The 18,286-nt window shown below is 55.6% G+C and carries 16 protein-coding genes; 6 read left to right on the top strand and 10 right to left on the bottom strand.

The window, feature by feature from the left end:
- The first annotated feature begins 217 nt into the window (after positions 1 to 217).
- Positions 218 to 385 (top strand): general stress protein, encoded by a 168-nt coding sequence (locus B3229_RS02445; protein ID WP_071997418.1) that lies wholly within the window; start codon positions 218 to 220, stop codon positions 383 to 385.
- Between the two features lie 270 nt (positions 386 to 655).
- Here the strand turns inward: B3229_RS02445 and B3229_RS02440 are convergent, their stop codons facing one another.
- From B3229_RS02440 to B3229_RS02430, 3 genes are all read right to left on the bottom strand, one after another.
- Positions 656 to 2,635 (bottom strand): autotransporter outer membrane beta-barrel domain-containing protein, encoded by a 1,980-nt coding sequence (locus tag B3229_RS02440; protein ID WP_286868496.1) that lies wholly within the window; start codon positions 2,633 to 2,635, stop codon positions 656 to 658.
- 259 nt (positions 2,636 to 2,894) lie between these two features.
- Complete coding sequence (locus B3229_RS02435) at positions 2,895 to 3,221, bottom strand: gamma-glutamylcyclotransferase family protein (RefSeq protein ID WP_286868258.1); 327 nt, start codon at positions 3,219 to 3,221, stop codon at positions 2,895 to 2,897.
- 439 nt (positions 3,222 to 3,660) lie between these two features.
- Positions 3,661 to 4,710, bottom strand: a complete 1,050-nt coding sequence (locus B3229_RS02430) for an NAD(P)-dependent alcohol dehydrogenase (RefSeq protein WP_286868256.1) — start codon at positions 4,708 to 4,710, stop codon at positions 3,661 to 3,663.
- Between the two features lie 109 nt (positions 4,711 to 4,819).
- Here B3229_RS02430 and B3229_RS02425 point away from each other — a divergent pair, with 109 nt between their 5' ends.
- Entirely contained in the window at positions 4,820 to 5,209 is a 390-nt protein-coding gene (locus tag B3229_RS02425; RefSeq protein ID WP_048781072.1) for a winged helix-turn-helix transcriptional regulator, read from the top strand.
- A 34-nt stretch (positions 5,210 to 5,243) separates the two neighbouring features.
- Here B3229_RS02425 and B3229_RS02420 read toward each other — a convergent pair whose 3' ends face one another.
- Positions 5,244 to 6,065, bottom strand: a complete 822-nt coding sequence (locus tag B3229_RS02420; RefSeq protein WP_286868253.1) for a Cof-type HAD-IIB family hydrolase — start codon at positions 6,063 to 6,065, stop codon at positions 5,244 to 5,246.
- Positions 6,066 to 6,309: 244 nt separating this feature from the next.
- Here B3229_RS02420 and B3229_RS02415 point away from each other — a divergent pair, with 244 nt between their 5' ends.
- On the top strand, positions 6,310 to 7,572 hold the full coding sequence (locus tag B3229_RS02415; RefSeq protein ID WP_286868252.1) for a DUF1479 domain-containing protein: 1,263 nt from the start codon (positions 6,310 to 6,312) through the stop codon (positions 7,570 to 7,572).
- Between the two features lie 75 nt (positions 7,573 to 7,647).
- Entirely contained in the window at positions 7,648 to 8,397 is a 750-nt protein-coding gene (locus B3229_RS02410; RefSeq protein ID WP_033748258.1) for a DNA-binding transcriptional regulator YciT, read from the top strand.
- Positions 8,398 to 8,405: 8 nt separating this feature from the next.
- On the opposite strand, the gene B3229_RS02405 is transcribed toward B3229_RS02410, so the two are convergent.
- Positions 8,406 to 9,290, bottom strand: a complete 885-nt coding sequence (locus tag B3229_RS02405) for a LysR family transcriptional regulator (RefSeq protein WP_048781076.1) — start codon at positions 9,288 to 9,290, stop codon at positions 8,406 to 8,408.
- 99 nt (positions 9,291 to 9,389) lie between these two features.
- Here B3229_RS02405 and B3229_RS02400 point away from each other — a divergent pair, with 99 nt between their 5' ends.
- Positions 9,390 to 10,115 carry an SDR family oxidoreductase gene (locus tag B3229_RS02400; protein ID WP_286868247.1) on the top strand — a complete coding sequence of 242 codons (726 nt, stop codon included), beginning with the start codon at positions 9,390 to 9,392 and terminating at the stop codon, positions 10,113 to 10,115.
- An 83-nt stretch (positions 10,116 to 10,198) separates the two neighbouring features.
- On the opposite strand, the gene B3229_RS02395 is transcribed toward B3229_RS02400, so the two are convergent.
- The 3 genes from B3229_RS02395 to B3229_RS02385 all read right to left on the bottom strand — a co-directional run bounded on the left by B3229_RS02395 (position 10,199) and on the right by B3229_RS02385 (position 13,412).
- Positions 10,199 to 10,420, bottom strand: a complete 222-nt coding sequence (locus tag B3229_RS02395) for a YdgH/BhsA/McbA-like domain containing protein (RefSeq protein WP_048781080.1) — start codon at positions 10,418 to 10,420, stop codon at positions 10,199 to 10,201.
- 101 nt (positions 10,421 to 10,521) lie between these two features.
- Positions 10,522 to 11,220 carry an aspartate/glutamate racemase family protein gene (locus B3229_RS02390; protein WP_048781082.1) on the bottom strand — a complete coding sequence of 233 codons (699 nt, stop codon included), beginning with the start codon at positions 11,218 to 11,220 and terminating at the stop codon, positions 10,522 to 10,524.
- 143 nt (positions 11,221 to 11,363) lie between these two features.
- Positions 11,364 to 13,412, bottom strand: coding sequence for an FUSC family protein (locus tag B3229_RS02385; RefSeq protein ID WP_286868244.1), 2,049 nt, complete (start codon positions 13,410 to 13,412; stop codon positions 11,364 to 11,366).
- Positions 13,413 to 13,602: 190 nt separating this feature from the next.
- Here B3229_RS02385 and B3229_RS02380 point away from each other — a divergent pair, with 190 nt between their 5' ends.
- On the top strand, positions 13,603 to 14,547 hold the full coding sequence (locus B3229_RS02380) for a sulfonate ABC transporter substrate-binding protein (RefSeq protein ID WP_286868494.1): 945 nt from the start codon (positions 13,603 to 13,605) through the stop codon (positions 14,545 to 14,547).
- A gap of 365 nt (positions 14,548 to 14,912) precedes the next feature.
- On the opposite strand, the gene B3229_RS02375 is transcribed toward B3229_RS02380, so the two are convergent.
- Together B3229_RS02375 and B3229_RS02370 are read right to left on the bottom strand one after the other, a co-directional pair.
- Positions 14,913 to 15,887 (bottom strand): ParB family protein, encoded by a 975-nt coding sequence (locus B3229_RS02375; RefSeq protein WP_286868241.1) that lies wholly within the window; start codon positions 15,885 to 15,887, stop codon positions 14,913 to 14,915.
- A gap of 7 nt (positions 15,888 to 15,894) precedes the next feature.
- Positions 15,895 to 17,094 (bottom strand): AAA family ATPase, encoded by a 1,200-nt coding sequence (locus tag B3229_RS02370; RefSeq protein ID WP_048781090.1) that lies wholly within the window; start codon positions 17,092 to 17,094, stop codon positions 15,895 to 15,897.
- Between the last annotated feature and the right edge of the window lie 1,192 nt (positions 17,095 to 18,286).

The following is an 18,286-nucleotide window of genomic DNA, read 5'->3' as shown; positions in this document are numbered from 1 at the left end:
TGTACAGTAATATTATTTCTATACAACTTCAGAGATATTTTCCTTTATTTCCAGCCGTTTCTTGTAGCCTTATTTATTACCCTTTCATTTAAGCTGATATTTACCGCCTCGCCGTAGCGCTTGCGTAATGAAACAGGGCTTCTAATCTTAAGGTTGTAAGACGCACACAGCTTTTCAGACCGGCTGTGTTATTTCTAACTCACGAAGAGGACCCATTATGGCTCAACATCGAGGCGGATCAGGTAACTTTGCTGAAAATCGTGAAAGAGCGTCAGAAGCTGGTCGTAAAGGCGGACAGCACAGCGGCGGCAACTTCAAAAACGACCGTGAAAAAGCGTCAGAAGCAGGTAAAAAAGGCGGGCAGAACAGCCGCCGTGGCTCCTGATCTCTTCTCTTCCTGCCGGCGTTCAGAGGTGTAAAAACGCTGCATCGCCAGGATTAAGCCGCTAGTGACTGCGCCGGGTTGCAAAACCTGGCGCATATTTTTTGGCCCGAGAAATAAACCGCCTGTTATCTCTCCGATTTAATCCACCCTGCTTTGCGCTCCGCGCTTTTTACCCTTGTTAATAAAATGCCTGACATCTGAACCCATTAATCCGCGCAGGCGCAAAACCCATTAAATCAGAGCCAGCTGTCAAGGCTGGCCCTGTTAAGATTAAAAGGTGGCGTTTACGCCGATATTCCAGCCGAGCTGATGCGCATCGCGATTGCCGCCGACGGCCGATACGCCGGCAAAGGCATTGACCGTTTCGCCCAGCGGCACGTTGGCGCCGACGGCTGCGTCCAGCCAGTTGCTGTCGCGTGCGCCCGTGGTTCGACTGAAAGCGGTGCGGGTCGACTTCAAACCGGCGGTTACGGTGGAGTCGGTATCGCCAAACTGATGGTTGTAGCTCACCTGCGCCCAGGGATTGACCGGCCACTGATGGCTGTCGATGCGCCAGCCGATGGCGCCGATTTGCGAGTGGCTGGTCTGGTCGCCGTAGCGCATCGAGGTGCTGCTATTGCCCTCTTCGCGGTAGCCGCCGATGCGGCCATAGTCGAGCGCATAGCTGGCTACGGGTCCGGTAGTCAGGTGATCGCCCAGCGGCAGGTCCCAGCCGGTCTGCACGCGCATGCCCAGCAGCTTGCCGCCAGTGTTGCCCTGCTCGGTGCGGGTCGCCGGACCGATTTTTATGTCACGCTGGATATCGTCAAAGTCCAGGTCGGCATAGTGCAGATCGGCGTTGATCCACGCCTGGTCGCCCAGCTCAAGCTGGCTGTAAAGCGCCACCAGATTGCCGCGCAGGCGGTAGTCGTAGCGCGATGAAGGCTCCTGCCGCTGGTTGGTATTCGAGAAAAGCACGCCGGTCTGCCAGCTATCGGTAAGCTGATAGCCGAGGCCCAGCGTAAAGCTGGCGGTGGTGGCGTCGCCGTTGTACCAGGCATCGCCTTGATAGTCCACATGCTGGCCAGCATAGCCGCCGAATACGGAAAGCTGCCCCGCGCTGCTCGCCTGATGCCGCTGCTGTTGCAGATGACCGTCGAGCGTGTTTTGCATATCGCGCGCCAGGGTGTGCGGCGCCTGCGACAGGGCCGCGACCTGTGCGGGCGCGTCGAGAATCGACTGAATATAGTCCGCCATCATGGCGTGTACGTCCGGGCTGGGATGCAGACGATCGGCAAACAGATAGGCCTGCGCGCGGGAGAAGCCGGCGTCGGTAGAGGCGCACTCATCCGCGGCGGTGCCGACCGGACAGGCGATACCGATGGTATTGGTCAGGCCGTATCGGGTCGGATCGGCGATCACTTCGTTAAACAGCCCGGCGATATCGACGCGCACGATATTGCCGTTGAGCGTCGCCAGCCCCTGCTCTTCCTGCTGGTTGTAGCCCGCCGTCAGCGCCGAGACCTCTGTGCTCAGCGCCTGCCACGCGCGGTAGAGCTGCTCCGCCAGCGCGTCGCGCACGGCGGGTATCCCTGACACCTGCGCCGCTGCCTGCGTAAAGGCGTTGCGCACCGCCTGCTGGCGCGAGGCGGCATCGGGCGTGGCGGCGCCGTCGAGCGACTGAAACGCGGCGGCCGAGGCCGCGCTGGAGGCGGGCCCCAGCGCTCTCAATACCGTTAAGATCATATAGGGCGTTTCACCCAGCTGCGGTACGGTCGGCACAATCACCGCGCCTGCGCCGGCGTCCAGCAGCGTTTTCACCTGCGCCGTCGCCGCGGCCGCGCTGGTGCTGAGGGTATTGGTCGCGGTAAAGGGATTGGTGACAGCGGCCGCAACGTCGTTAGCGCCGACCCAGTGGATATAAAGTCCGTTGCTGTCGGCGCGGCCGCCGGTCGATCTCAGGTAGCCGGCGAGCTGGTCTTCGGTGTTGAGCTGCGGGTTGAGCTGCGGCCGCGATACAGCGTTGCCCTGAGCATAGTTGCTGCCGCCCAGCCTCGATCGCTGTAAGTCCTGTCCCAGATTCGCAGCCAGAATTTCATCGTAGAGCGGATGGCGACCGCCATCCCAGGTAAAACGGCCAATATTGCCGCTGTCGCTCAGGCTGTCGCCAAACACGGTAAGACTATCCCATGCCAGCGCCGACAGCGGCGTCAATAATACGCCAAGGGCTGCGAAGGCAGCGAGAGAACGCGCGTCTTTAAGGGTTTTCATCATCGACTCCGGAAATCGCCAGGCGTTGCTCGCCTGACCGCAGTAGTGAAAGACAGACGCGGTCGAGGATGCCCGCGCAGCCAGAAAAGCGCCGCATCTATGATGCGAACGTAAAAAAAATGTTAACAAGGACGATTAAAAAACTAGTCAGAGAAAGAGGCGCTCGCCACTATTTCGGCAATATTTCGTCAGGCTGAGGTTAAAACGAAGCGGAGGGTAACGCATTGTTGTGCCAGTACTCCTTACCGGCACAGACTTTTCAGGCGGTCTGAATTTGATAAATCCAGGCGGTGACGAGGTCGCCTTCTTCAGTGTTCACTGTAGCAGGCACGCGATCGTATCCTGCTTCAAATTCATCCAGCATCGGCCAGTGCTGCGCGAGGCTGGATGACTGAAAAACGTAGCCATGTACAGGCGTTCCCTGAGCATCCAGCTGGATAGCCGGAAACCCCAGCGCCGCGCCCCAGCCCGATTCATGCAGCACGCCTTTCACCCATCCCGCTAGCCAGTCGCCGCCGATATTTTCCAGAATATGGGCGTTGGAACGCCCCGGGCACAAGGTGCCGTAGACAAACAGCTTTTCCATTTACCTCCCCCTTTTAAAAGTGAAAGCCTGACTTTACCGACGATAGCAGGCAATGTCATGCCCTGCGCCGGTTACAGTGAACAGGTCTGACGTGCGGCAGGGTTACTGATTACAGTGAACGTTATTGCAGAGAAGTAAGCACAGCGCTGCTGATTACAGTGAATGTTATTGTGTCAGAGAAAGCATGCCGCTGCTGATTACAGTCAATCTTCATACATAGCGGCTCTGCCTGCGAAAAACTGGCCGATCTGTTTGAACCCTGAGCGATTACCGAATGAAATTTGATCACATCCGCCAACTCCGAAGCATTCACTGTAATCAGTAGAAAAGCACGAAAGCGGAGAGCGCAGCGAATTGGCGGTTAGCGCCAGGCATTGCTGGCGATTTCAGGCTGAAACGCTTAAAAATCAAGGGACTTATCCTTAAGTCCCTTATGCAGTTACCAGCACGTCTTCTCCATATCGATAACGAAGCGATATTTTACGTCACCTTGCAGCATGCGAGCGAAGGCGCTTTCAATCTCTTCGCCAGCGATCATTTCGACGTCGGAGGTGATGTTGTGTTGGCCGCAGAAGTCGAGCATCTCCTGCGTTTCGCGAATGCTGCCGATGGAGGTGCCGCTAATGCTCAGTCGACGGAAAACCATCGGCGTGACGTTCGGCGACGGATGTGGCCGATCGGGAATGCCCACCAGAACCAGCTGACCGTTGGTTTTCAGGGTCGCCAGATAGGGATCAAGATCGTGCGGCGCGGCGACGCAGTCGAGAATAATATCCAGTGAAGCCTGACAGGCAGCCATCTGTTGGTCATCGCGCGATACCACTACATGACTGGCGCCCAGGCGACGCGCATCGGCGCCCTTTTCCGGCGAGGTGGTAAACAGCGTCACCTCTGCGCCAAGCGCGCTGGCCAGCTTCACCGCCATATGCCCCAACCCGCCCAGTCCGATAACGCCGACTTTGTGGCCCGGCTGCACCTGATAGTGACGCAGCGGCGACCAGACGGTTACGCCGGCGCAGAGCAGCGGCGCGACCGCTTTCAGATCGAGATTCTGCGGAATGGAAACCACAAAATGTTGATCGGCAATCACATGCTGAGCGTAGCCGCCGAAGGTGGTGGAGCCGGTGTATTTATCGGTGCCGTTATAGGTGGGGGTGAAGCCCGCCTCGCAGTACTGCTCTTCCTGCTGCTGGCAGAAGCGGCACTGACCACAGGAGTCGACCATCACGCCGACGCCGACAATGTCGCCCGCGTTGAAGCGGGTGACGTTAGCGCCAGCGGCTTCGACACGTCCGACAATTTCATGGCCAGGCACCAGCGGATAACGGCTTACGCCCCATTCATTGCGCGCCATATGCAGATCGGAATGGCATACGCCGCAGTAGATAATGGCAATTTTAACGTCGTCCGGCTGCAGTTCGCGTAACTCGACCTGGCCTACAGCCAGCGGTTGCGTCGCCTGCTGAGCGACCAGTGCGTTAATTTTCATGGTTTCCTCCTGATGTCTGCCTGAAGCGGCAAAGAAAGCGGCTCACTATAGACAGACGGGGAAGCTATTGGTAGTAGTTACCTTTTGGTGACCATGAGGAAATTTTGCCATGCCTGCCTGGATCGATGGAAAGCTGATGTTTTTTGCGGATTCACCGCCGCGGCGTCTGCTGGAGCTGTTTGCCGTTAAGTGGAGCACCATGGTGCTTCACGCCCTTTATCACTGGCCTGATCAACGTGCGCGCACCGGCGAACTACAGCGCAGCCTGCAGGGTATTTCAAAAAAAATGCTGGTGCAGACGCTGCGTGAGCTGGAGCAGCGCGGGCTGGTGTCGCGCAAGGTATTTGAAGTGGTGCCGCCTAAGGTGGAGTACGCGCTGACGCCGCTGGGGAGAACCTTCGCCGAACCGATTGAGCGGATGTATCAATGGGGGCTGGAGCATCAGGCCGCGCTGGATGAGATGGAGCAGAATCTCGAAGCAGCGCGGCGGCAGGCGTAACCCCGTATGCGTCGCATGCGGGGTCGGCAGAGGCTTAGTTGAAGGGAAATTCGCGCGACAGCACGCGGGCGATAACGTTTAACGCGCCGTCGTCATTGTTGCTTTCGGTTTTATAACGCGCCGCGGCGCGCACCGGCTCCACGGCGTTCGCCATCGCAAAGCTGAAGCAGGCCTGACGCAGCATCTCCAGATCGTTGGCGCTGTCGCCGATAGCGACCACTTCGCAATCGCTGATGCCCCATTTTTCCTGCAGCAGCGCGATGCCGTGCGCTTTGTGACAGCCCGGGATAATCAGATCGATAAAGCCATAGCCGCTGGAGACCGGATGCATAATGTTCTCGATCTCGCCCAGCTGGTTATGCAGGCGCGCCAGTAGCGCATCGACGCCTTCATGCGCCAGGTTCAGGGAGAATTTAAAGATGGTGTCGTCGATAGCGTAGAGGTCGTCGCGTTTTTCCAGCCGGGCATAGTGGTTGGACAGCAGGTTGACCACCTCATCCGGGACCGATGAATGAACGTATGCGCCGTTGCGCCCGCACACTACGGTGCTGATATCGGGCTCTTTCGCCAGGATGTCCAGCACCTGATGCACGCGCGACTGCGTCAGCTCGCCACAAAAAATCTCTTCATTGCTGTCTGAAACCCAGGCGCCGTTCTCGGCGACAAAGGCGATTTCGTCTTTAATCTCAGGAAAGTAACGCTGCAGCTGGTAGTACTGATTGCCGCTGGCGACCACGAAACGAATGCCTCTCTCTTTCAACAGCGCGTACTGCCGTAAAAAGCGCTGAACGTTGTACTCCTTGTTGTCGTCGAGAAAGGTGCCATCCATATCCACCGCGATCATCTTTACCGCCATTGTCATCTCCTTGCTGAGGCTGTTGTTTCAGTGATGCCCACTCAATGGGTAAAGCTTACCCGCAGTGTGGATTAATGAGAATTCTAATAATAAGAATGTTCAGGGCTTTCGGAGCTTTCCTGACGCAGTGTGCAGCCGATCACGAAACTGGGGGTTGCCTAAACATAACTGCTCTGCTTAAACTTACGAACGAAACACATTTTTATTACAAATGAAAAACACTTACCAGCCTGCGGAGGCCAAAATGACCCTACATACTCAGGCTACGCCGTTGCCCGACGACATCAGCGTAGCGATTCGGACGTTTAAGCAGCAGCTTCGCGAGCAAATCGGCGATGTCGAGGCGCTTTTCGCCCGCGTCAGTCAGCGCATCGAAAGCGCGATTGCGGAAGCGAAAGAGGAAGAGCAACGCTACGGTACGGCCTGGCCGATCGTGACGCAGGAGTCTATCGCTCAGGGAGAGGTTTCGAATGAAACCCTGGCGCGCATTAAACGACGCGGCTGCGTAGTAGTGAAGCAGCAGTTTCCTCGCGAGCAGGCGCTGGCGTGGGATCAATCACTGCTGGATTATCTCGATCTGAATGATTTCGACGCGCAATATCGTGGCCCTGGCGATAATTTCTTTGGCAGCCTCGAAGCGTCGCGTCCGGAAATTTTCCCCATTTACTGGTCGCAGGCGCAGATGCAGGCGCGCCAGAGCGACGCCACCGCGCAGGTGCAGTCTTTCCTGAATCGTCTGTGGCGTTTCTCTTCACAGGGCAAGCAGTGGTTCGATCCTGACGTCAGCATTATTTATCCCGACCGCATCCGTCGTCGTCCGCCGGGCACCACCTCGAAAGGGCTGGGCGCGCATACCGATTCCGGCGCGCTGGAGCGCTGGCTGCTGCCCGCCTATCAGCAGGTGTTCGCCGCCGTCTTCCATGGCGATATAGACGCTTACGATCCCTGGGACGCAGCGTGGCGCACCGAGGTGAATGAATATGACGTGCCCGACACCACCAAATGCTCCGCGTTTCGAACATTCCAGGGCTGGACCGCGCTGTCAGATATGCTCGCCGGACAAGGACTGCTGCATGTCGTGCCGGTGCCGGAGGCGATGGCCTATATTCTGCTGCGTCCGCTGCTCGACGACGTGCCGGAAGACGAACTGTGCGGCGTAGCACCCGGCAAGGTGCTGCCCGTCAGCGAGAAGTGGCATCCGCTGCTGATTAACGGGCTCTGCTCCATACCGCCGCTGGAAGCGGGCGATTCGGTATGGTGGCACTGCGACGTCATCCATTCCGTCGCGCCGGTGGAAAATCAACAGGGCTGGGGAAACGTGATGTACATTCCCGCCGCGCCGATGTGCGCGAAAAACCGCGTCTGCGCGCAGGAGGTCGCTGAAGCGCTGGCGCTCGGCCGGTCGCCTGCAGATTTCCCGCCTGAGGATTACGAAACAGGCTGGCGCGACCGCTTTACGTTCGACGATCTCAACGACAATGGCCGCCGCGCGCTCGGTCTGGCCTGATCGTTGCCGCGCAGCGTCCCCTGCGCGGCCTCTCTCTGTTACACTGGCGTCTCCCTTTTCCATAAAACGGCCCGCATGAACGCTCGTCATCAACAGATTATTCAACTCGTTAATACGCGCGGCAGCGTGACGGTCACCGAACTGGCCCAGCTGACCGGCGTTTCCGAAGTCACCGTCCGTCAGGATCTCAACCTGCTGGAGCGCGACCATTTCTTGCGTCGCGTTCACGGCTCCGCGATGGCGCTGGACAGCGATGACGTCGGCATGCGTATGCATACGCGTTACGAACTCAAACAGGCGCTTGCCAGCCACGCCGCGGGCCTGATTGACGCCGGCGAGGCGGTTTTTATCGAGGGCGGCAGCACCAATGCCCTGCTGGCGCGCCTGCTGGCCGATCGCGCCGACATCACGGTAATAACCGTCAGCCATTTTATCGCCCACCTGTTGAAAGACGCGGCGTGCGACGTGATCGTGCCGGGCGGACTGTTGCAAAAGAGCAGCCAGTCGATGGTCGGCCCGCTGACGCGCTACTGCATTCAGCAAATACACTTTCATAAAGCCTTTATCGGCGTTGACGGCTGGCAGGCGGAAACCGGTTTTACCGGCCGCAATATGCTGCGCTGCGATGTGGTGGATGCGGTACTGGCGAAGAATGTGCCGACCTGGGCGCTGACAGACGCCTCGAAGTTCGGGCAGATCCATCCCTATCCGCTGTCGTCGGGCTATAGGGTCGCGCAGGTGATAACCGATAGCGGACTTAACGCCGAGGCGCTGGCGCAGCTAGAGGAACAAGGGGTGGCGGTAACGCGCGTCGCGTCTCGCTGACCCGCCGCTCAGATCTTCATATGATCGATGAGCGCCCGCAGCTTGGGCGCCAGATTTTTTCGGCTGGGGAAGTAGAGATAGAACCCGGCGAAGGTCGGCAGATAGTCCGCCAGCAGCGGCACCAGCTCGCCGCGCGCGATATAGGGCCGATAGGTCTCCTCCATGCCGAATGCGATGCCGCCGCCCGCGCAGGCGGTGCGGATCATCACCCCCATATCATTGGTATTGAGCCGCGCGTTAACTGCCACATCGAACTCCCTGCCCTCTTCCGCAAATTCCCAGCGATAAGGGGCCACGCCCGGCTCGCGTCGCCAGCCGATGCAGCAGTGCTGCAGCAGCTCATGAGGATGGCGCGGCGTGCCGCAGCGCGCCAGATAATCGGGCGAGGCGACGGCGATTTGCCGCTGACGCAGCGAGACCGGCACTGCAATCATATCCTGCGCGATAATTTCTCCCAGTCTGACGCCAGCGTCATAGCCCTGCGCCACAATATCGAACTCTTCGTCGGTTACTGAAATATCCAGCTCGATATGCGGATTGCGGCTGAGAAACGACGCCAGCAGTTCGCCGTTGATAAAGCGCTCGGCAATTGAAGAGACGGCGAGCCGCAGCAGCCCTCGTGGCTCGCCCGCCAGCGCGCTGACGTCCACTACCGCCTGATTGAGCTGCGAAATAGCCGGTGCCGCCTCAGCGTAGAGTCTTTCCCCCGCTTCGGTAAGGCTAAGGCTGCGCGTGGTGCGATGAATCAGCGATATCTGTAAACGATCCTCCAGCCGCCTCAACGCCTGACTCACTGCCGGTCGCGTTACGCCCAGCTTCTCTGCCGCCACGCGAAAATTACGCGTTTGCGCCAGGGTGACGAAAACCTCCAGCGCGTTTTTATCCAGCATCATTGGTTAGCCTCAGTTACCAGTCAGGTAAGGAATGGATGGATTCTCTTTATAAAGTAGCAGGCATAAGATCGCCAGACACCTAACGACAGGAGCGAAACCATGAGCAATAAAGTGATCTTAATCACCGGCGCCTCAAGCGGCATAGGCGCAGGCATCGCACGTGAACTGGCGGCGAGCGGCGCGACTCTGCTGTTGGGCGCACGCCGCGTCGATCGCTTAGAGACGCTGGCAGCGGAGCTTAAGCAGCAAGGCGCAGAGGTCGCCGTGGCCGCGCTCGATGTCACCTCGCGCGCTTCCGTGCAGCAGTTTGCTGAAGTCGCGCTGGAAAAATGGGGACGGATCGACGTGATGATTAACAATGCGGGCGTCATGCCGCTGTCGCCGCTGGCGTCTCTGAAGGTTGATGAGTGGGATCAGATGATTGACGTCAATATTAAAGGAGTGCTGTACGGCATTGCCGCCGTGCTGCCGCCGATGCTGGCGCGTGAAGCGGGCCATATCATCAATATTGCCTCTATCGGCGCGCTGAGCGTCTCGCCCACCGCCGCCGTTTACTGCGCGACCAAGTTTGCCGTGCGGGCAATCTCAGACGGTTTGCGTCAGGAGAATACGCAGCTGCGCGTGACCTGTATTCACCCTGGCGTAGTGGAAAGCGAACTCGCCTCTACCATTACCGATTCCGCCGCCGCCGCGCTGATGGATGATTACCGATCTATCGCGCTCCAGCCGGCGGCAATTGGTCGCGCCGTCCGCTTCGCCATCGAGCAGCCTGACGATGTCGACGTGAGCGAGATTGTGGTGCGCCCTACCCGCTCGCCCTATTAACGCCGCCTCAGCGGGTAACGCAGGACAACAAAAAAGGCTGCCTTGCGGCAGCCTTTTCTGGCACGTCCCTGTACGACCATCCGTTATTTATAGAGTTCAGCGGTCATGTAGACGCCGTTATCGGCGCGGGCGCTGGTAATTTTGTAGCCTGAAGCGCCTTCAGCCTGCGCTTTCGCGGCGATATGGGCTTCAGCGCTGTCCAGCGTGCTGCCGTGCGCAGAGATGCTTTGTGCGGCAAAGCTGCCGAATGAGATCATTGAAAGTGCGGCGACGGTAGCAATAGCGAGAGTTTTTACGTTTTTCATGGTCAAAATCCTTCTTTTGTTAGTGCAAGGCAACATGCCTTCGATGGGGACAATAATAACCATAGTTACCATTACCTGACTAACAAAAAATGCGATCTTGATCACTCTTTTTTTAACGCCTGTTGAACAGCCCATTGCGCATGAATTTGTGTGGTATCGAACAAGGCCACGCTGGCGTCATTCACTGTAACCAGCATGGTGATCTCGGTACAGCCGAGGATAATCCCTTCGGCGCCCTGCGCGGCAAGCATGGCCATAATCTCGCGAAACCGCGTCCGCGATTCGGCATTAATCACCCCCTGACACAGCTCCTGATAGATAACCTGATGGACAAAATCGCGATCTTCTTTCTCAGGCGTGATAACTTCCAGACCCCATTTATCCGTAAGCCGTCCGCGGTAAAAAGCTTCTTCCATGGTAAAGCGCGTGGCTAGCAGCCCGACCTTTTTTAATCCTTCGTCATGGATGCGTTGCGCAGTCGCATCGGCGATATGCAGCAGAGGGATCGTCACAGCCTGTTCAATCTGAGGGGCGACCTTATGCATGGTGTTGGTCGCCAGCACCAGAAAGTCAGCGCCCGCACGCAAAAGCGCCTGCGCAGCTTGCGCCAGCAGCAGGCCAGCTTCGTCCCATCGTCCTGCGCTTTGCAGCTTCTCTATCTCGTCGAAGTCCAGGCTGTAAAGCACCACGCGCGCCGAATGCAGGCCGCCCAGGGCGAGCTTAACCTCTTCATTTAAAATGCGGTAATAGAGCGCCGTCGATTCCCATGACATACCGCCAATTAAGCCGATCGTTTTCACATTACGCCTCGCTTCTTCAGATGATGATTGTTATAGCATGCCTGATAACAGGCCGCGCTGACGCGGCTTTATTGGCATGAGGGTGCGCTTTAGCACAAAAAACACAGCCATGGATGTGGCTGTGTTTATATTCCGGGAAGGGATTACGCCTGCTGCGGCCAGCGGGCCTGAGGAAACAGCGAGAGCCGTACATTGAACAGATACAGCAACGGCGCATAAAAGCGACTATCGTGCCGCGCCAGCGTTTCCAGCGCCAGCACCAGTCTGTCCAGCTCATTCAGCAGCGCCTGATGCGGCGGCGTTTGTAACACCCTGATACGGCTTTTAAGGAACAGCCTTAGCTCACCGAACAACGAGTCGCTGCTAATCTGCTGCTCGGCCAGCAGCGGCTGATGACGTACGTAGAAGTCATAGCAGTTGGCGCCCAGCCAGGCTTCGGTAATCAGATTGCCGCCCGCCGCCAGTTCGGCATCGTTGTCGATACGCTTGCGAGGAAGGATAACGTTAACCTTGTCCAGCGTGCGCGCCACAAACTGCTGACGCATTAGCAGTGAAGCGCTATTGAGCTCAACCGCATTAATAAAGTGCAGCAGCTCTTTCAACCCTTTGCGCAGTGCACGTTTGGCAGTCCAGGCCGGCCGTTTGTTGCGGATCACCGCGGTAACCATTACCGCTGCCGCAATGCCGCTGAGGGTAGAGAGCGAGGCGTTCACTATAAGCAGCAGGTTGGGTTTAAAGTGATGACTCATTCCGATCAGGCCAGGGATCTGCGTCGCCACAATCAGGCCGATGAGATTAGTCGAGGGATTAGCAATCACCAGCCCTAACGCCATCAGCCCTGGCGCCAGGCAGAGCACCAGCGCTTCAAAGGAGGTCGCTTCCGGTATCAGCAAGGTGGTGTAAAGCATGCTGATGACGATCGCCACTACCACGCCCTTGAGAAAAATCTTCATCGGCGCAAGCGGACTATCCATGGCAGCAAAGAAGGAGCAGAGAACCGCCGCCATCATGGGGGCAGTGGCACCATCCACCCAGCCGCTGCCTATCCAGAACAGACAGGTCAGGAAGGTGGCGAGAAAAGCGGTCAGGCAGGAGAGCAGCAGCATGCCTTTATCGACATGTTTATGGCTGCGCGCCACCTTGCCAGGCTTCGCGCTCGGCGTCAGATCGCTGACGCGCTCGCCCACCGTCTGGTAGGCCTCGGCGATACGCACAAAATTTAGCAGCCTTTCCAGCAGACCGGCGAGCAGGATACTCTCCTCAACCGGCAGCTCACCGCTTTCCCACTCCGCCTTGAGCTGCTGCTGCGTTACCGCCAGCCTTTCCTTAATCACCTGCGTTTCGGCACCGTGCTCGGCGCTGTTCAGCCAGTGCAAAAACTGCTGAAACGTCTGCGCGACATGCTCTGGAAAGCGTATCTGCTGTTCCGAAAGCAGGCTCAGGCGCGCCTCAATCGCCGTGAGCGTGGGAATTAAATAGGAGAGATGCTGATACTGAACGCTGACCAGCCGAATTAGCCGCCGTGCCGCTTCGCCTTCATAAACGCAGTGGGTAATCAGGGTCTCAACGTTCAGCGGATAGTTCGCCATCTGGACAAGGATATCTTCCCGTTCCAGCGACTTCTCCTTAGGCATCACTGTAATCAGCTCGGCGCAGAGTTTTCTGGCGTTTTGATACCAGTTGCTGACGCTCTGCTCCAGCATGCTGCTCATCGAGACCGGCATAATGAGCCGATGCACCAGGCTGCTGCAGAGGATAGCTACGCTGATCTCCTCCACGCGCGAGATAACCGTATAGGTGATGTCGGCCGGCGCGGTGACGTCGGGAAAGCCCATAATCGCTGCGCTGTATCCCGCCAGCATAAAAACATAACTTTTGGGCGTACGGTCGTGTAGCGACAGGTAGAGACAGAGCGCGACCCACAGCGAGATGCAGAGGCTGAACAGCATTGGGTCCTGCACCGTGGCGGGATAGATCAGCAATACGAAAATGCCGCCCAGCAGCGTGCCTAAAAACCGGAAAACAGACTTTGAAATAGTGGAGGCGGAATAAAGCTGTGAAGCGACATAGACGGTGGTCAGTGACCAGGCAGGTTTATCAAGGTTGAGTTCTAATGCGATATAGAGCGCTAAGAAGGCGGCCAGACAGGTTTTGCTGGAAAAGAGTAGCGCGCTTTTTGAAAACCACTTCATACAGTGAATGGACCTCAGACAGGCATTTTTGGCCGTATCCTGGCAGAAGGCCTGGAGGAATGCTCTTTGATTATTACTACAAATTATTAACGTGCTAACTATTCTTTCGCAGCATAAGTGAATGCAATTGGTTATTTATTGGTTATATACGCTGTTTGCTAAGGTTAGCGAAAAAACCGGAGAGCAACAGATGAAAAGAAATGGATTAACGCTGGCATTAGTAGCCTGCGCCCTGGGTTCCCTGACGGCGGCCAGTCACGCAGCACCCGAGCAGGTAAATATCGGCTATCAGAAAGCGAATATTTTTGCCTTGCTTAAATATCGCGGCACGCTAGATGCCGCCTTTAAAAAAGAGGGGGTCGCCGTTCGCTGGGTTGAGTTTCCCGCCGGCCCGCAAATGCTCGAAGGACTGAACGTAGGCAGCATCGACCTGGCGGCAACCGGCGATGCGCCGCCCGCATTTGCTCAGGCGGCAAAAGCCGAGCTGGTTTACCTGGGACATTCGCCTGCCAATCCGAAAACCGAAGCAATTATAGTGCCTTCCATATCTGCCATTCACAGCGTTAAAGACCTGAAAGGTAAAAGAGTGGCGCTGAATAAGGGCTCAGACGTTAACTATCTGCTTATTGCTGCGCTTGAAGAAGCGGGGCTAACCTACAAAGACATTACGCTGGTTTATCTGCCGCCCGCCGATGCGCGTGCCGCTTTTCAGAAAGGCGCGGTGGATGCCTGGGTGATTTGGGATCCCTATCTTGCGGAAGTTGAAGCCAGCACTGGCGCGCGGCAGCTGCGCAATGCAGAGGGGCTGGTGCCGCATTACACCTTTTATCTCGCCAGCCGAAAATTTGCCGACAGCCAGCCTGATACGGCCAGGAAAGTGCTTGAGGAGTTGGGTACTTTAAGCCGTTGGGCAAATGACCATCAGGATGAGGCAGCCGCGATTCTGGCGCAGTCCACCGGTCTGGATAAAGCGATCTGGCGCACCACGCTGACACGTCTGCCTTATGGGGCGGAACGCATGTCCGACAGCGTGTTTTCGCAACAGCAAACGCTGGCAGATACCTTTACCCGGGTGAAGCTGCTGCCGGTTAAAGTAGACGTGCGATCGGCTACCTGGTCAGAGGATAAGAAGTAGTGCGTCAGTGCCCTGACATCAGGGCAATCATTCCCCGCTTGTCGCCAAAGCCTGGCGATTTCAGCCTGAAATCCTGTTAAAAAGATATTTTTATTCAATAACTTATTTATGAAATTGCACTGGAGAAGGTTGTTTGATTTTCAGCGCAGGCAAGGTGCAGGGAATGGTCTTGCGTCTTTTAAAGCGCTTTGCCCGAAGGATTTTTTGATTTTAAAACAGAAGGAAATTCTGGCGATTTCAGCCTGAAATTATTCTGTAAGAATCGCAAAAACAGTAGGTTAGCGTTGAAATACTGATGGCGAAAAGAGAGGCGCGAAGAAGAGGATAAAACACATCCGGGCAGTGACTTACCCGGATGCAGGAGCTTACTGGTCGCCCAGATATTTGCGTAACGTCTCGGCAATCACTCTGTCGAGTTCTTCCTGCAGCTCTCTGGACTGTCGGTTAAACTCGTAGCTGAACATGCGGCCGCGGATTTTTTTCCGGGCGAAACGATCTTTATCCGCAAAGGTCCAGAGGTTTTCTGAGACAGGTTTCTCTTTTGCGGGAGCTTCCATCAGCGTTTGACTGCCGTTGCGCACCAGACGAAGGATATGGTTTTTCACCTCATCTTCCGCCAGCCCTTCGCGGGCGCAGATACTATCCACATCCATAGAAACAGTCTCGATGAGCCGCTCAATTGGCTGTCCTGTCTCGGAGAGTTTATCGGCGGCCATCAGCAGCGCCTTGTAATCGGGATAGGTCAGTTCGGAATGGTTGGGAAAAAGTGAAATCAGCTCTGCCGGCACGCTCGCCGCCTGCAAAGCTCGCGTCACTTTCGCCTGCGACAGGCCCTGACTCTCTGCGATCTCTTTTTGCGACAGGCCGCCGTTTTTCAACGACAGCAGACGCAGGCCCACTTCGCGCAGGTTATGCTCGCGCGCAGTCTGAATATCCTGCGCCAGCCGACGCGCTTCTTCGGTGGTAATCGCGGTTTCAGAAACCAGAATATCCAGCCCGGTTTTACAATACAGCGCGGCAGCGCGACGGCGCGAACCATCCAGGATTTCTATGCGCCCGTCCCGCTTTACGCCGATAGCGGGGAAGAACTGCTGCAGTTTAATGGTGCGGATAATGTCGCGCAGCGAATCGGGCGTCAATCCAGCCTGATCGCGTCCGTTGGTTTCCATCACCACAAAAGTTTTCTCTTCTATCTCCCTGGCTTCAATACGCTCAAGACGAAACACGGCGCGCTTGCCGGTAGAAAGAACAAAGGTTTGTGTTGGCGTATCTGTTGACGCTTCAGCCTGTACAGGCGTCTGGCTGAAGGTTCTGCCGATAGTAATTCTTTTTGCACTCATAGCGACCTCAATTCAGGCGAATAAATTCAATACGGTCAAAAACCGCTTTCGCAAAATCTTCCGCAGCTGAACGCGCGTTTTTTAACGCTTCGCTGCTGCCGACGTAGGTAGAGGGGTTAGCTGAAATAACGGTGTCAAAGGACTCACCGCAGCGCTCAAACCCGTCAAGGCGCGGCAGAGCGGCATCCAGCATATCGCCGCCGAATATCTCTTTCGCCAGGCTGTGGCAGAGTTTGTGGTCTGCCTTATTTGACAGCTTGGACATAAAGCCGATATTGCCCTGTAAGCGGCAGGGCGCACCAGACTGTTCGATGATGTCGATCAGTTCGGGAAGGCGCGTCAGATACTTCAGGGTAGAGTGGAAATCGACCTGCGCAGGCGGCACGGGCGTCATCAGCAGATCGGACGCCGCAATGGCGTTTTTCAAAAACGCATCAAGATGTGGGCCGCTGTCGATAAAGATGAAGTCATAATCTTTCTTCAGTTTAGCGATAACGTTCTCATACAGCACCGCATGCACATTCTGTCCGGAAAGATGTTCAGCGCAGAGTTCGTCCCAGCGGGAAGCGATAAAGGCGTCGTCAATGGACGCCGGCAAAACATCCACGCCAGGGATAATCGACGGCACGATAAATTCTTTTATTAGCTCTTCACGACTGACGTTTTGCAGCATCGCCTGCGCGGCTGTCGCTTCGACAATACCTACTGAACGTTCGTGGTTGAGGAACATGGTCGCTGAAGACTGGGGATCAAGGTCGATAACCAGAATACGCAAATCTTCAAAAAGCAGATGGGGATGCGCTCGCAGCGCGTGGGCAAGAGAGACGGTCGAAACCGTTTTAGATACGCCGCCTTTAAGATTACCAACAAAGATCGTATAGGCTTCCGGATGGCGATCGCGATATTTAGGCACGCCGCGGTGGTGATAGATATCGATAATATTTTCAATCGACATGGCGTACTTAGTCGAACTACCTGCTGCGCGCTTGTCAAACTGGTAGCCACTTTCTTCCATCTCGTTAACAGCATAGTCAACGCTGGCGCGCGTCAGCTTGGGCAGTTTAGCCAGCGCAGCTTTAGCGTAAACCTGGTAAAAAGTATTCTCATGCAGCTCTTCTTTCTGCGCCTGAATCTGTTCTGTCAGGCTTAGCAGCATTCGCTCAGACCGTTGTGCGACCTTCAGCACCTGCTTTTCGTCGTTAGCCATACTTGCTCCACACATGTAGGATTTGTGACTTTATACATAAATCCTGCATGTCGGGCAAGAAAATATCTTTCATACCGAAATAAAGGTTGATGCAAATTTGGCTGCAAAGATAAGGAGTTGTTTTTAAGGTTCACTGTAATCAGTATCAGGGCGTGGCAATGTTAAAGGGAAGACCAAAACATTCACTGTAATCAGCTTTAGGTTCACTGTAATCAGTAAATGGGCAAAGCCTGAAGCAACGGCACGCTTCTGGCTTTCTTCTCTCTGCATTAACAGGCGAAACATTCACTGTAATCAGCAGTTGCCTCTGAAAGCGTTCACTGCAGTCAGCAGAAGAGAGCAGGGGCGGGATATGATGTCGTAACATTCACTGTAATCAGCATCTGCACAGGGAACGCCGGAATTGAGGTTATCTCCACAGAAACGTTCACTGTAATCAGTTCAACATTCACTGTAATCAGTAAAGTGTTCGAACGTTCACTGTAATCAGTAACAAACACTATGTTTAAGCGCGAGTAGGGCTGTCAGAACCCTTATCAGGCAAAGATTCACTGTAATCAGTAAACACGCAGCAGAGCGGGTTGAGCAGGGCCCTGACATTCACTGTATTGAGTAAACGGCGCTATAACCGGCGAATGAGCCATGCGTCAGCACTAAAAGAATACAGCAGGGATGCATATAGCAGGGGAAAAGCGTGAAAGATTCACTGTAATCAGCAAAGGAGAACAGGCGCTGGGAAATAAAAGGGAGTAACAGTGTTCACTACAGTCAGAATCGAGCAGATGAGCTGTATCTTGAGGCTTTTGGTTTCCCCGTGTGAGACGGAAGGTTCACTGTAATGGGCAATAACGCTCAGATAACCCGCTAAATCAGCTCGCTATCCTGCATATGTTCACTGTAATCAGCAGAGACGCTAACCCTGTCACGTTTCGCTGCAGGATAAATGCTGATGTTCACTGTAATCAGTAACATTGAAACCGCAGCAGGAGGAAGCATTAATTTAAACAATAAATTCAAATAGTTAAAAGGTCACATTCACTGTAAGCAGTAAACAGACCTTTAAACACATTCACTATAAGCAGTAAAACCCCCAGGCCAGAGCTGCGCCAGAGAATATTCACTGTAATCAGTGTAGACAGCATTCTTAAGATAGCAAGAAAGAACAACCATATGTTAGTAAGCGCTAGCTTAC

Origin of the sequence: Pantoea sp. UBA5035, assembly GCF_002415245.1 — a bacterium.
Lineage (GTDB): Bacteria > Pseudomonadota > Gammaproteobacteria > Enterobacterales > Enterobacteriaceae > Pantoea > Pantoea septica.
This window is presented reverse-complemented; position numbering and strand designations above follow the sequence as displayed.

Excerpts from the sequence above, each read along its gene's own strand:
- B3229_RS02445 (WP_071997418.1), top strand. The coding sequence starts at position 218 with ATGGCTCAACATCGAGGCGGATCAGGTAACTTTGCTGAAAATCGTGAA.
- B3229_RS02440 (WP_286868496.1), bottom strand. The coding sequence starts at position 2,635 with ATGAAAACCCTTAAAGACGCGCGTTCTCTCGCTGCCTTCGCAGCCCTT.
- B3229_RS02435 (WP_286868258.1), bottom strand. The coding sequence starts at position 3,221 with ATGGAAAAGCTGTTTGTCTACGGCACCTTGTGCCCGGGGCGTTCCAAC.
- B3229_RS02430 (WP_286868256.1), bottom strand. The coding sequence starts at position 4,710 with ATGAAAATTAACGCACTGGTCGCTCAGCAGGCGACGCAACCGCTGGCT.
- B3229_RS02425 (WP_048781072.1), top strand. The coding sequence starts at position 4,820 with ATGCCTGCCTGGATCGATGGAAAGCTGATGTTTTTTGCGGATTCACCG.
- B3229_RS02420 (WP_286868253.1), bottom strand. The coding sequence starts at position 6,065 with ATGGCGGTAAAGATGATCGCGGTGGATATGGATGGCACCTTTCTCGAC.
- B3229_RS02415 (WP_286868252.1), top strand. The coding sequence starts at position 6,310 with ATGACCCTACATACTCAGGCTACGCCGTTGCCCGACGACATCAGCGTA.
- B3229_RS02410 (WP_033748258.1), top strand. The coding sequence starts at position 7,648 with ATGAACGCTCGTCATCAACAGATTATTCAACTCGTTAATACGCGCGGC.
- B3229_RS02405 (WP_048781076.1), bottom strand. The coding sequence starts at position 9,290 with ATGATGCTGGATAAAAACGCGCTGGAGGTTTTCGTCACCCTGGCGCAA.
- B3229_RS02400 (WP_286868247.1), top strand. The coding sequence starts at position 9,390 with ATGAGCAATAAAGTGATCTTAATCACCGGCGCCTCAAGCGGCATAGGC.
- B3229_RS02395 (WP_048781080.1), bottom strand. The coding sequence starts at position 10,420 with ATGAAAAACGTAAAAACTCTCGCTATTGCTACCGTCGCCGCACTTTCA.
- B3229_RS02385 (WP_286868244.1), bottom strand. The coding sequence starts at position 13,412 with ATGAAGTGGTTTTCAAAAAGCGCGCTACTCTTTTCCAGCAAAACCTGT.
- B3229_RS02380 (WP_286868494.1), top strand. The coding sequence starts at position 13,603 with ATGAAAAGAAATGGATTAACGCTGGCATTAGTAGCCTGCGCCCTGGGT.
- B3229_RS02375 (WP_286868241.1), bottom strand. The coding sequence starts at position 15,887 with ATGAGTGCAAAAAGAATTACTATCGGCAGAACCTTCAGCCAGACGCCT.
- B3229_RS02370 (WP_048781090.1), bottom strand. The coding sequence starts at position 17,094 with ATGGCTAACGACGAAAAGCAGGTGCTGAAGGTCGCACAACGGTCTGAG.